General features: G+C 35.8%; 9 protein-coding genes and 1 pseudogene. 3 read left to right on the plus strand and 7 right to left on the minus strand.

Annotated elements, in window-relative coordinates; genetic code table 11:
* The 7 genes and pseudogenes from D0817_RS12550 to tsaD all read right to left on the minus strand — a co-directional run bounded on the left by D0817_RS12550 (position 1) and on the right by tsaD (position 6,510).
* On the minus strand, positions 1-1,182 hold the full coding sequence (locus D0817_RS12550; RefSeq protein ID WP_127338718.1) for a THUMP-like domain-containing protein: 1,182 nt from the start codon (positions 1,180-1,182) through the stop codon (positions 1-3).
* A 2-nt stretch (positions 1,183-1,184) separates the two neighbouring features.
* Complete coding sequence (locus tag D0817_RS12555; RefSeq protein WP_127338719.1) at positions 1,185-2,276, minus strand: AI-2E family transporter; 1,092 nt, start codon at positions 2,274-2,276, stop codon at positions 1,185-1,187.
* A 111-nt stretch (positions 2,277-2,387) separates the two neighbouring features.
* Positions 2,388-3,338, minus strand: coding sequence for a zinc metalloprotease (locus D0817_RS12560; protein WP_127338720.1), 951 nt, complete (start codon positions 3,336-3,338; stop codon positions 2,388-2,390).
* A 158-nt stretch (positions 3,339-3,496) separates the two neighbouring features.
* Positions 3,497-3,990, minus strand: a pseudogene (locus tag D0817_RS12565) (TrmH family RNA methyltransferase).
* Between the two features lie 10 nt (positions 3,991-4,000).
* Positions 4,001-4,639, minus strand: a complete 639-nt coding sequence (locus D0817_RS12570) for a DUF4159 domain-containing protein (protein WP_127338721.1) — start codon at positions 4,637-4,639, stop codon at positions 4,001-4,003.
* A gap of 135 nt (positions 4,640-4,774) precedes the next feature.
* Positions 4,775-5,485, minus strand: coding sequence for a 16S rRNA (uracil(1498)-N(3))-methyltransferase (locus D0817_RS12575; protein WP_127338722.1), 711 nt, complete (start codon positions 5,483-5,485; stop codon positions 4,775-4,777).
* Positions 5,486-5,487: 2 nt separating this feature from the next.
* Complete coding sequence (gene tsaD / locus D0817_RS12580; protein ID WP_127338723.1) at positions 5,488-6,510, minus strand: tRNA (adenosine(37)-N6)-threonylcarbamoyltransferase complex transferase subunit TsaD; 1,023 nt, start codon at positions 6,508-6,510, stop codon at positions 5,488-5,490.
* Between the two features lie 205 nt (positions 6,511-6,715).
* On the opposite strand from tsaD, the gene D0817_RS12585 reads away from it, so the two are divergent.
* The 3 genes from D0817_RS12585 (at position 6,716) to gap (ending at position 13,588) form a co-directional block, all read left to right on the plus strand.
* A complete protein-coding gene (locus D0817_RS12585) occupies positions 6,716-11,203 on the plus strand; it encodes a translocation/assembly module TamB domain-containing protein (protein WP_238160866.1) in 4,488 nt (1,495 codons plus the stop codon).
* Between the two features lie 304 nt (positions 11,204-11,507).
* Positions 11,508-12,494, plus strand: a complete 987-nt coding sequence (pfkA, locus tag D0817_RS12590) for a 6-phosphofructokinase (RefSeq protein ID WP_127338724.1) — start codon at positions 11,508-11,510, stop codon at positions 12,492-12,494.
* Positions 12,495-12,583: 89 nt separating this feature from the next.
* A complete protein-coding gene (gene gap, locus D0817_RS12595) occupies positions 12,584-13,588 on the plus strand; it encodes a type I glyceraldehyde-3-phosphate dehydrogenase (protein WP_127338725.1) in 1,005 nt (334 codons plus the stop codon).
* The last annotated feature ends 73 nt before the right edge of the window (positions 13,589-13,661 follow it).

A 13,661-nucleotide genomic window follows, 5' to 3' on the forward strand; every position in this document is an offset into this window, starting at 1 on the left:
TTAAGTAATTTTTCTGCAAATTAAAACTATTTTATGATCATTTTTATCAGTTGTGAAAAAACAATAAACATTTCCTCCATTTTTTATTTTCCATTTTTTTCTAATGTTCTCTACCGTGTCCGGAAAATTTCTGGTGGTCACATTGGCCTGTTGGTTGTGGAGTTCCGTTTTCATCTCATTTTTGGAGTACGAAATGGATTTTTCAATCTCAAAAACTCTTCCGGGAAAATCGATTAGTTCGTCTGAAGTATATAAATGGGAATGTTTATGCAGCTTATTGATTTCGAAAATAGTACTGACTTCATCAAAGCCACCCGATTTCATAATAGCTGAATTGGGCTCGTACAGGTATTTTTGAGGTAAATGGTACGATGGAAAATTCGAATTGTCACCCAGGATGAATTCAAATGTTTCGGTTTTGTCCTTCAGGATATTGGCCGTCTTTATGGCTATTCGACCTGAATATTTATTATGGATTTCGAAAAGTAGTTCTTTGACCTCATTTTCAAGCGCGATGATATGAATGTTTTTTACGTATTTCAATTCAGAAAGGCCGGCTGAAATATCCAGTAACGGGGCGGTTTTTATTAAGACAGCATCCGTTTTTTCAAAGTAAAAATCTAATAATTCCGGTACATTCGGTAAGCAGTCCCTAAGCATGAAAACCTTGCCTTTTGCATCATTTCTTCGGGAGGGATCAATATAAATCCAGTCCCATTTTTCGCTGGAGTCACTTAAAACAGTGGTAGAATCAGCAGCATAAAAGGTACAGTTCTCCACTTTTAACTGTTCAAAATTATGTTGTACGATTGCTGATAAATCTTCACTGATCTCGCAATGCGTGATGTTCCTGAAGTTTTTTGAAAAATAATAATCGTCGACACCGAAACCTCCCGTAAGATCGATTAAGGTTTCTCCGGAAATTAATGAAGCTTTGTAAGCCGCAGTACGTTCGGAAGACGTTTGTTCAACCGAAATTTTGCCGGGATAAATAATATTTTCTGTTGAAAACCAAGTTGGTAATTTGTCTTTTGCTTTTGTTTTGGCTTCAATCTGATTCAAAATTAAAATCCAGTCCACGTCCGGAAACGGATTTTTTTGTAGGGCTAATTTTGAAATCGAAGCACCACTATTTTCGGTTATAAATTCCTGAATAGGTTTGCTTAAAATTGAAGTGTTCAAGGCTAAATTCTTTCGGTTAATACGGAGACAATTTTGTTGTCAGGAAAAAATTCTTTTAAAATTACTTTTATCATCGTAAAAACCGGAATAGCGATAATCATTCCGACGATTCCAAAAGTGATTCCGCTGATTAATGTAATCAGGAATATTTCTAACGGGTGCGAATTTACACTTTTTGATGAAATTATAGGCTGACTTATGTTATTATCAATCGCCTGAACCACTAAAAAACCAATAATTACATAGATGGTTTTGGGCAGGATTTCGCTTTGGAAATCCATTCCTATCATACTAATCATCGTTAAGATTCCTGCCAGTATCGTTCCGATAATTGGCCCAATGTACGGAATGATATTTAAGATGGCACATAAAAAGGCAATGACAAAAGCATTTTTATTTCCGAAAATGATCAGAACGATTAAATACAAAATAAAGACCACCGTTAGTTGCAGTAGCAAACCAATGAAATAACGGGTTAGAAAATGATTTATTTTGGTAATCGAGTTCAGGATTTTTTCTTCATTACTGTCCGGAAGAATTCTTCTGGCCGTGGCTTTAAAAGCATCCTGATCTTTCACAAAGAAAAAGGTGATGAAAAACACAGATACCAGTCCCATTCCCATATCTGCCATAAAACCTAAAATAGAATTAAGGAAGGACGTGAAATAACTAAGATCAAGCATGGATGTTACCCTGGAACTTTTAAGGACTTTATTTAAATCAACATGCGGAATATTGAAATAGAGTTCAATACTGCGTTCCGTTTCCATAAATTGTTTCTGTAAGTTATGGGTATCCAGTAAAGATAAATTATTGGCCTGCGAGATAATCAGCGGAACAAATAAGAAAATAAAACCAACCAGTAACAACAGGAACAGGAGGAGCGTGGTTGTTGCCGCTAACGAATTACCGAATTTTAATTTATTTTTTAAAAATTGTACGAACGGATTGGCAATAAGACACAATAAAAGTGAAATGCATAAATAGACAATTACAGTTTGTATCGAATATAAGAAGTACAGAACAATCCCAATAATCAGGATGGTTGCCAAAGCTCTTAAAATTCCGTTAGATATAATTTTAGATGTGATCATGTTTGATTTTTAGAGTAAATATAGGCAAAAAGCTTTTGAATATATTCCGGAATACAAAAAAAGCGGGATGAAATAACATCCCGCTTTTAATCATACCATTATTTTTTTGGATTAAATTCCAAAAGCAGCTCTTGGCCCTCCGGAAAGGAAAACAGCAGCCATTCTTGTTTTTTGTCCATTAGAGAACATGTACATTCCGTTATCATCAGTATAATCCATGTAGTTCATTGTCATTTCAACAGGAGTTCCTGAACAAGTACTGTAATGTGGGTAAGCTGGTACACCATAATTTGCAGTATTGTGGGTTGGAGTATCAGATACTAAATCGCTTCCGCAAGTTGCATCTCCCCAGATGTGACGTAAATTCATCCAGTGTCCCACTTCGTGAGTTCCGGTTCTTCCTAAGTTAAAAGGAGCATTTGCACTACCTGATAATCCGAAATATTTTGAATCAATTACAACACCGTCAGTAGCCGAAGATCCGCCTGGAAATTGCGCATAACCTAAAATTCCTCCACCAATAGCACAAGACCATAAGTTAAGTTTTGTTGTTGGAGAAGTAGGTGCTAAACCGCCCTGAGCTGTTTTTTTCATAGCATCATTGGTTCCCCATGATGTTTTTGTAGTCGATTTTCTAATCACCTGATCCAGTACAAAACTAATTCCTACGTTAGCTTTAACTCCGGCAAATAAAGCAGGAACGCTATTGTAATCAGAATTTAAGGCATTAAAATCTTTGTTTAAAACATCAATTTGACTTTGAATCTGAGCATTAGAGATGTTTTGAGCAGTCGTTCTGTAAAGAACATTTACGACAACCGGAATTTGAACCTTGCCATTTACCAATTTACCTGTTAGCATAGCTTTGTTGGTAAAAGCTTCAATTTCATTCATTCTGATCGCTAATGTCGGATCAGCTTTTAATTGGGCTTCTAAAACTTCCTGAGAGGCGCATCCTCTGCGGGCAATTGCACTTACATCTGAACCTTTTGATTCTGTCTGGTCATTTTGACAAGAAAACAGCAACAAAGCTGTAATTGCGGATAAAAGAACTTTTTTCATAATAATAGGGGTTTTTGTTATAATATTGTTGATTAGTTAAACAATGTAACAATTTTATAACAAAAACTTTACGTAACAAAATATTTACAAATAATTATTTGTGAGATTTTTACAAACCCTTGTATAGTCTAGTTCTTACAAAAAAATCAACTATTTTTTTACGAAGTAATTTCGTACAAAGCAATACTTGCAGCTTGTACAACGTTCATACTACTGTTGTTACCAAACATGTTTATGTGTACAATCTGGTTCGAAATTTTTAACAGTTCGTCAGATATTCCGTCAATCTCACTTCCGATCAAAAGTGCTATTTTTTTGTGTTCAGGAATTGTAACTTCTTTAAGGGGTTTACTATTGCTGGCAATTTCCAGGGCAATAATTTCGAAGTTGTTTTCGATTAGGTACGCGATGAGATCGCTTGTTTCTTCAATAATGGAATGCGGTACATGAAGATGTGTACTTCTGGAAGTTTTGTTTATTTTTCGGGGTGTCAGCGGGATATCTTTTCCTAAAAGATAATGTTTTCCACACCAAATGCTTCACCGATTCTAAAAAGCGAACCGATATTCTGCTGGAAATAAATATGGTCACAAACCAGCGTTATGGGAAACGTTTTTCTTTCAAATTGATTTTCTTCGTGGGTAAGCTGCACTTGTTGACTCTTAATTGGTAAATATATAATTGATAATGTTAGCGCCCATTTTAAGCGCTTTGTCTCTTACCGCAACGGGATCATTATGTACCTCCGGATCTTCCCAGCCGTCACCCAAATCACATTCGTAAGTGTAAAGCAGCACCAGTTTGTTTTCGATAAAAATCCCAAAAGCCTGTGCGCGGGTACCATCGTGCTCATGAATTTTTGGCAATCCATTCGGGAAAGGATAAGGTTTCTGAAAAATAGCGTGATTCGCCGGAATTTCAACCAAATTAGTATTGGGAAATATTTTTTTGATTTCTTTTCGAATGTAATGGTCCATTCCGTAATTGTCATCAATATGCAAAAATCCTCCGCCGGTTAAATAATTCCGAAGATTGCTGATATCACTGTCGCTAAAAACCACATTTCCGTGTCCTGTCATGTGTACAAAAGGATACGAAAGCAAATCAGGGCTTCCGGGTTCAACGGTGGAAGGTTTTGCTTTGATCCGCGTATTAATGTTCGAATTGCAAAACTGGATTAAATTGGGCAGGGAAGTAGGATTTGAGTACCAATCGCCGCCGCCGCTGTATTTTAATAAAGCAATCTCCTGAGAAAAAGAGGAAAGGGAAACGAGTAAAAACAAAAGAAATATTTTTTTCATAATAATTTAATATTTTCTGTCATTTCGACGAAGGAGAAATCACATCCAGAGAGCACGCACTGTTAATTCATTATATGATTTCTCCTTCGTCGAAATGACAAAGCCAGCCTAATTGTGGCGGCAAACTATCTTTAATTAATTGTTCTCATTAAAAAAAACAATACTGTGACAGGCGACTAGCGCAGCCGTTTCAGTGCGTAAACGCGTATTTCCTAAAGCCACAGGCTTGAAATTATTTTCTAAAGCCAGTGCAATTTCTTTTTCCGAGAAATCACCTTCAGGTCCAATTAATATGGTCACATTTTCATTAGGCTTTAAAACTTCTTTCAGTGATTTTTTATCGGTTTCCTCACAATGTGCAATCAATTGTAAGCCTTCGTTTTGTTGTTTTATAAATTCTTTGAAGGAAATCGCCGGATTCAATTTCGGTAAAAATGTCTCGTTGGATTGTTTCATGGCCGAAAGGATGATTTTCTCAAAACGTTCCGGATTGATGTTTTTTCTCTCGGAACGATCGCAAAAGACAGGTGTAATTTCCTGAACACCGATTTCAGTTGCTTTTTCCAAAAACCATTCGTAACGATCATTCATCTTGGTTGGGGCAACAGCCAGATGCAGCTTAAATTTTGGCTGAACGGCTTTTGTTACAGAAAGTACCTGTACGGTACATTTATTGTCGGAAGCCAGCGTTATTTCCGTTTCAAATAAAAATCCCAGGCCATTGGTGACGTGCAGGATGTCCGAATCTTTTTTACGTAAAACCTTTATGATGTGTCGGCTTTCTTCCTTATCGAAAGAAAAACTTTCAGTGGTTTCGTCTATATTAGGGTTGTAAAATAATTGCATAATTAAAATTGAATTCGTGCTTTCGAAACAACAGCAGAAGTTTCGAAACGATTGGATAAATATTTTTGATAGCCCACAATTCCGATCATTGCGGCATTATCGGTGGTGTATTCGAATTTCGGGACAAAAGTTTTCCAGCCATATTTCCCTTCGCTTTCTTTCAGCCGGGTTCGAATACCTGAATTGGCAGAAACGCCGCCGCCAATGGCAATTTGTCTGATTCCGGTTTCTTTGACGGCTAATTTTAATTTGTCCATCAAAATTTCGATAATCGTATACTGAATAGAAGCACAAATATCATTTAGGTTTTCTTCAATAAAATTCGGGTTTTCTAATTTTTTCTTCTGGATGAAATACAAAATCGCAGTTTTTAATCCGGAGAAGCTGAAATCGAGTCCCGGAACTTTTGGTTTTGTAAAAGCAAAAGCTTTCGGATTTCCCAACTGTGCATATTTATCAATTAACGGACCACCCGGATAAGGAAGTCCAAGAATTTTGGCACTTTTGTCAAAAGCTTCCCCAACAGCGTCATCAGTGGTCTCCCCGATAATTTCCATGTCAAAAAAGCCATTCACTTTTACAATCTGCGTATGTCCGCCGCTAATGGTTAAGGCTAAAAAAGGAAATTCGGGCTTGTCAAAACCTTCTTCCTCTATAAAATGCGTCAAAATGTGTGCATGCATGTGATTTACAGCAATTAACGGAATTTTTAAGGCTAAGGATAATGATTTGCTAAAAGAACTTCCAACGAGAAGCGACCCCATTAAGCCGGGTCCCTGCGTAAAGGCAATGGCAGTTAATTGTTCTTTTTGTACATTTGCTTTACGAAGGGCAGCATCAATAACAGGAACAATATTTTGCTGATGGGCTCTTGAAGCTAATTCAGGAACCACACCGCCGTATTGATTGTGAATTAACTGATTGGCTACAACATTTGAGAGTACTTTATCGTTATGTAAAACTGCAGCAGCAGTATCATCGCATGAACTTTCGATGGCAAGAATAAAAACCTCTGAATTTTGCATATAAAGGCACGAATTTTGAATTATATTTGACAAATCAAATTTTTAAAATTTATTTGATTGAAGTAAACGCCAAAATTAAAGAAATTTTATCAAAACAGTCGTCCTTTGTCTGTTCAAAATAAATTTAAAAGAAAACTAAAATAAAAGAGCTATCAAAAAAGTAAAGAAAATAATATCCAGGACCCTAATTGGGTTAATCTTACTTTTGTTGGCATTGGCTATCATTTTGTCTTTGCCTGTAGTTCAGACCAAAATTGCTACTTATATAACGGAATCGCTAAATTCTGATTTTAAAACCAAGATCAGCATCGATAAAGTGGCTGTAAATATTTTTGGAGGTGTTAAACTGAAGAAGGTTTTGATTTTAGATCATCACAATAAGGTTCTAATTTATTCGGATATTATCAGCACCGATATTTTAAGCGTAAAAAGACTGCTTGATGGCGACCTGATTTTTGGGGACCTTCGACTGACTGGTTTAATCTTTAACCTGAAAACGTATAAAAACGAAACCGAAAACAATATCAATAAATTTATCCGGTTATTTGACTCCGACAAGCCTTCCAAAACAAATAAGCACTTTTTACTGACTGCTAAAAATGCCTATATTTCCAAGGGGATTTTTACCGTAGTTGATGAAAATAAAAAAACACCGAATTTTATCGATTTCAAAAAACTGAATGCGTATATCAGTGACTTTAAACTATACGGACCTGATGTTACTACAATTATTCACAGGTTTTCTTTTTTAGATCATCGTGGTTTGTATGTGTCTAATTTTGCCGGGAAATTCAGTTATACCAAAAAGCAGATCAAGGTTGAGAATCTGGCCATAAAAACCAAAAGATCGTCTATTTACGGCCAGGCAATACTGAATTATAAACCAGAAGATTTTTTAAATTTTACTGATAAGGTTAAGTTTAACGTAGTGCTGGATTCTGCATCTATTGCTACCAACGACATTCGTTATTTTTATGACGGATTGGGGAAGAATCAGCATTTTAAAATCAAAACAAAAATAAACGGTACCCTGAACAATCTTAATTTGAGACGACTCAGGCTTAGTGATACTAACGGATCAAAAATTGCCGGAACTATTAATTTCAGAAATCTTTTAGGGAATAAAGATCAAAAATTCTCCATGAACGGAAAGTTTGATAAACTGATTTCAAGCTACCATAATCTGGTTACTCTGATGCCGGTAGTGCTGGGCAAAAAACTTCCGAAAGAACTTCAGAGGCTGGGCAGATTTAATATTGTGGGTAAAGCAAAAGTTTCGACAACTGCTTTGGAAACCGATTTTAAAATGATAACCGATTTAGGAAATGGACAGGTTAATCTGCATATGAATAATATGGATTTTATCGATAAAGCGTCCTATTCCGGAAATATAATCCTGGATAATTTTAATGTCGGCGCATTACTTCAGCGCAAGGATATTGGCAGAACGACCCTGGATCTGGATGTGGATGGCGTTGGTTTTACCGAAAAATACCTGAATACAATTGTAAAAGGTGACATTTCCAAATTAGATTACAATAAATACACGTACAATAATATTGTTATAAATGGTAATTTTAAACTGCCTTATTATAAAGGACAATTATCGGTTAACGACCCCAATTTGAGTCTTACGTTTGATGGTCTGGTTGATTTAAGCAAGCGCGAAAGTAAATATGATTTCCATATTAATGTTGAAAATGCAGATTTGCGAAAATTAAAATTCGTCAACGATTCTATTTCGCATTTTACCGGGGATGCCATTGTGGAAGTAACCGGAAACTCTATTGAAAACCTGCAGGGAAATATCTATATTAAGGATGCGGAATATCAAAATCCAAAATCTACCTATGCTTTTGAAGAAGTAACGATCAACTCTAATTTTGATGCCGACAAATTACGTACCATTACCATAAACTCTTCGGATGTTGTGAATGGTAAAATCGTCGGTAAATTTCAGTTTAAGGAATTAAAAAAACTGGTCATGAATTCCGTTGGAAGTCTTTATACCAATTATAAACCTTATAAAGTTAAAAAAGGACAGTTTTTACGTTTCAACCTTCATGTCTATAATAAGGTAGTAGAAATGTTATATCCCGATATAGAAATCGATTCCTCAACGGTTTTGCTTGGTAAAATTGATTCGGATTTAAAAGAATTCAAGTTCAGGTTCAAATCCCAAAAAATTACGGCGGCACAAAATACCTTTGATAATATCAGAATCAATATCGACAATAAAAACCCGCTTTACAATGCCTTCATCGAATTGGACAGTATCAAGACGCCTTATTACAAGGTTCGTGATTTTAGTCTGATTAATGTTACTTCGAATGATACGCTGTTTGTGCGCTCTGAGTTTAAGGGTGGCAATAAAGGCGAGGATTATTACAACCTGAATTTATATCACACCATAGATAAAAACAAAAATAACATTGTAGGTATTCATAAGTCGGAGATGAAATTTAAAGACTATTTATGGTACCTGAACGAAGACGCCGAAAGAGACAATCAGATTATTTTTGATAAAGAGTTTAAAAATTTCACCATTGATAATATTGTACTCTCGCACGAAGAACAGAAAATTGATCTGAATGGTGTTTTAAAAGGCAGTGATTACAAGGATCTTGTCCTGAATTTTGAAGATGTTGATATTAATAAGATTACCCCCTTCAATTCGAAATTTGTATTTAATGGTAATCTGAACGGAACCGTCAATTACAAACAGAACAAAGATGTTTATCAGCCGACAGCCTCTCTGGTCATCGATCATCTTAATTTGAATAAAACGGAGCTCGGAACTTTAGATTTTGATATCTCCGGAGATGAAAGTTTTAAAAAGTTTACGATAAATTCGTCTATACATAATGGGTTTACGGAATCGTTCAAAGCTTCAGGAACTTTCGCAGTAGAAAATAAAGAAACCTTTTTAGACCTGAATTTAAAACTTGAAGGATTTAATCTGGCTACTTTAGGAACAGTCGGAGCGGGTGTTCTTTCCAATATAAGAGGATCAGTTTCGGGTAATGCGGCGATTGTAGGGAATCTTAAGAAACCCGAAATCAACGGAAGGTTATACGTAGAAAAAGCAGGGATGACGATTCCGTACCTGAATACGGATTACGAATTAAGCGACCGAACGGTGATTGATTTAACAGATGAGAAGTTTCTGTTTCGAAATAACCAGCTCACGGATACTAAATACGGCACCAAAGGTCTGCTGAATGGTAGTATCGAACATCATAATTTTGGGGACTGGAAACTGGACCTGAATATTAGCTCGAAACGATTACTGGCGCTTGATACTAAAGACAGCGATGATGCCGCTTATTTTGGTACAGCTTTTATTAATGGTACTGCCAGTATTACGGGACCTACGTCAAATTTATTTATTAAAGTTGCTGCCAAATCCGAAAAAGGCACCGAGGTCAAGATCCCTATTAATAATGTGCAAAGTGTCGGAGAAAACAGTTTTATACATTTTGTAACGCCAAAAGAGAAATACAATCTGGCCAACGGTATTGTCGAAAAGACAAGAAATTATGGCGGTCTTGAATTAGAATTTGATTTTGATATCACACCCGATGCAGAAGTAGAAGTGATTCTGGACCGAAATTCCGGACATGGTATGAAAGGTAAAGGATACGGATCGCTATTGTTTAAAATTAATACACTGGGTAAATTTAATATGTGGGGGGATTTCCAGGCTTATGAAGGAACTTATAACTTTAAATACGGAGGTTTAATTGACAAAAAATTCGCCGTTAAAAAAGGAGGATCCATTATTTGGGAAGGCAACCCGCTGAAAGCCCAGCTGAATCTTGAAGCAGTTTACAGAACGTCTGCAAATCCTGCCGTATTGCTGGATAATTCGTCCTTCAATAAAAAAGTACCGGTGGAAGTAGTCATAGGACTAAGAGGAGATTTAACAAGTCCGGAGCCTAATTTTGATATTCAGTTTCCTTCGGTAAGTAATGTATTGAAATCAGAGATACAGTATAAGCTGGATGATAAAGATGTACGCCAGACTCAGGCATTGTATTTACTGTCGACCGGATCCTTTATGAGTCCGGATGGATTTAACCAAAGCGATTTGTCCGGAACATTTGCCGAAACAGCTGCCAGTTTACTGGGCGGAATTATAAAATCAGATAATGATAAATTCAATATTGATTTAAATTTTATCTCGGCAGACAAACGAATAGGACAGGAGGCAGATGGTCAGTTTGTGGCTAATATCACCTCTCAGGTAAACGAGAGAATTACTATAAACGGTAAGGTTGGTGTACCGGTCGGCGGGGTCAATGAATCGGCAATTGTGGGTGATATTGAAATACTTTACAGGGTAAATGAAGACGGGTCAATGAACCTGCGTTTGTTTAACAAAGAAAATGATATCAATTATATAGGTCAGGGAATTGGGTATACACAGGGAGTTGGTATTTCCTATGAGGTTGATTTTGATACTTTCAGTGAGCTGGTCAATAAAATATTTAAAAGCCACAAATTAGAAAGGTCTCTGAAAAATTCTTCTGATGAATTGCAGGATTCCTATCTGAATCCGGAATACATTAATTTTTCGAATAAGAAAGATGCTGATAAAAATAATAAGAAAACGGATAAAAAAGAAGAAGAAAAACCACAGCCCACTACTATCAACAATCAGGGTGTAATACCTGATAATGAAGATTTTTAATTGTTAAAAACACATTATTCAAAACCATTATGTTTCATAATGGTTTTTTTATGCCTAAATTTAGAGGTTCAATCTATTTTTCATGATTTCGGGAAAACGTAAAATTTTGTAACACTTCATTAATGTATTGTTAATTTTAAAGATTTAATTAAAAAAAGAGCCTTTTATTATTTTTAATGAATTTTTTCATATCGAAAAACTTATTAACGAAAACGTTTGAATTTAACATATTTTATTAATTTATTATAATCATAACCCGAAAAGTGGTGAATGTTTGCTAATTTTACACTTTAATACTTAAATAATGCCAAAAACAATAAAAAAAGTAGGTGTTCTAACCTCAGGAGGTGACTCACCAGGAATGAATGCTGCAATACGATCAGTTGTTCGAACATGTGCTTATCATAATATAGAATGCATAGGAATTTATAGAGGGTATCAGGGAATGATCGAAGGAGATTTCAAAGAAATGGGTCCCCGAAGCGTAAATAATATTGTAAACAAAGGCGGAACGATCTTAAAATCGGCTCGTTCAGTTGAGTTTAGAACTCCCGAAGGCAGAAAAAAAGCACATGAAAATCTATTGAAAGCCGGGGTAGATGCCTTAGTTGTCATTGGTGGTGACGGAAGCTTTACCGGAGGATTGATATTTAATTCAGAATTTGGTTTTCCTGTAATGGGAATTCCGGGTACAATTGATAATGATATTTTTGGAACCAGTCATACACTGGGATATGATACAGCCTTAAATACGGTTGTTGACTGTATTGATAAAATCAGGGACACTGCAAGTTCGCATAACCGATTGTTTTTTGTTGAGGTTATGGGTAGAGATGCCGGACATATTGCTCTTAATGCCGGAATTGGCGCAGGTGCCGAAGAAATTCTTATTCCTGAAGAAGATTTAGGTTTAGACCGATTACTGGATTCTCTTCAGAAAAGTAAAGCTTCAGGAAAATCATCAAGTATAGTGGTAATTGCAGAGGGTGATAAAATTGGTAAAAACGTATTCGAATTAAAAGATTATGTGGAAGCTAATTTACCGGAGTATGATGTAAGAGTATCTGTTTTAGGACACATGCAGCGCGGTGGTTCACCATCTTGTTTTGACCGTGTTCTGGCAAGCCGATTGGGGGTAAAGGCAGTAGAATCCTTAATTGAAGGAAAATCAAACTACATGGTAGGTTTACAATCAGATAAAGTAGCTTTGACTCCTTTGGAGCAGGCCATTAAAGGAAAATCAGAAATTGATAGAGAATTACTAAGGGTGTCAGATATAATGTCAACCTAAAATATAAGTTTAAAAAAGAAAAGAAGTTTATTGTGAGGAAATTAGACTTTAATATAGTGTAATAAAAACAAAAGCAAAAATCAAGTAAAATGTCAAAAGTAAAATTAGGAATAAACGGATTTGGACGTATTGGAAGAATCGTTTTCAGAGAATCTTTCAATAGAGATAATGTAGAAGTTGTTGCAATCAATGACTTGTTAGATGTAGATCACTTAGCTTATTTATTAAAATATGATTCAGTTCACGGTCGTTTCAACGGAACTGTAGAAGTAAAAGAAGGAAAATTGTATGTAAACGGAAGAAATATCCGTATCACTGCAGAAAGAAATCCTGCTGACTTAAAATGGAACGAAGTTGATGTTGATGTAGTGGCTGAATGTACTGGTATTTTCACAACTATCGAAACGGCAAACGAGCACATTAAAGGTGGTGCTAAAAAAGTAATTATTTCTGCTCCGTCTGCAGATGCTCCAATGTTTGTAATGGGTGTAAACCACGAAACGGCAAAAGCTACAGATACAATCGTTTCTAACGCTTCCTGTACTACAAACTGTTTAGCTCCTTTAGCTAAAGTAATCCACGATAATTTCGAAATCGTAGAAGGTTTAATGACAACTGTTCACGCAACAACTTCAACGCAAATGACATCAGACGGTCCTTCAAGAAAAGACTGGAGAGGTGGACGTGCTGCTGCAATAAACATCATTCCTTCTTCAACAGGTGCTGCAAAAGCGGTTGGAAAAGTAATTCCTGCTTTGAATGGAAAACTAACAGGAATGTCTTTCCGTGTACCTACTGCTGACGTTTCTGTAGTTGATTTAACTGTAAAAGTAGCTAAAGAAACTACTTACGAAGAAATCTTAGCTGTTTTGAAAAACGCTTCTGAAACTTCAATGAAAGGTATCTTAGGATATACTGAAGATGCTGTTGTTTCTCAGGATTTTATTTCTGATAAAAGAACGTCAATCGTTGATGCTACTGCCGGAATTGGTTTAAATTCAACTTTCTTCAAATTTGTATCATGGTACGATAATGAGTACGGATACTCTAGTAAATTGATTGATTTATCTGTGCACATCGCAGGTTTAAAATAATATTATATATTTTTGCAAAATCCCGTTATTTCAAAGTAACGGGATTTTCTCTTTTTGTTACTCCTTTAATTAA

This window comes from Flavobacterium cupreum, assembly GCF_003996965.1.
Taxonomy (GTDB): domain Bacteria; phylum Bacteroidota; class Bacteroidia; order Flavobacteriales; family Flavobacteriaceae; genus Flavobacterium; species Flavobacterium cupreum.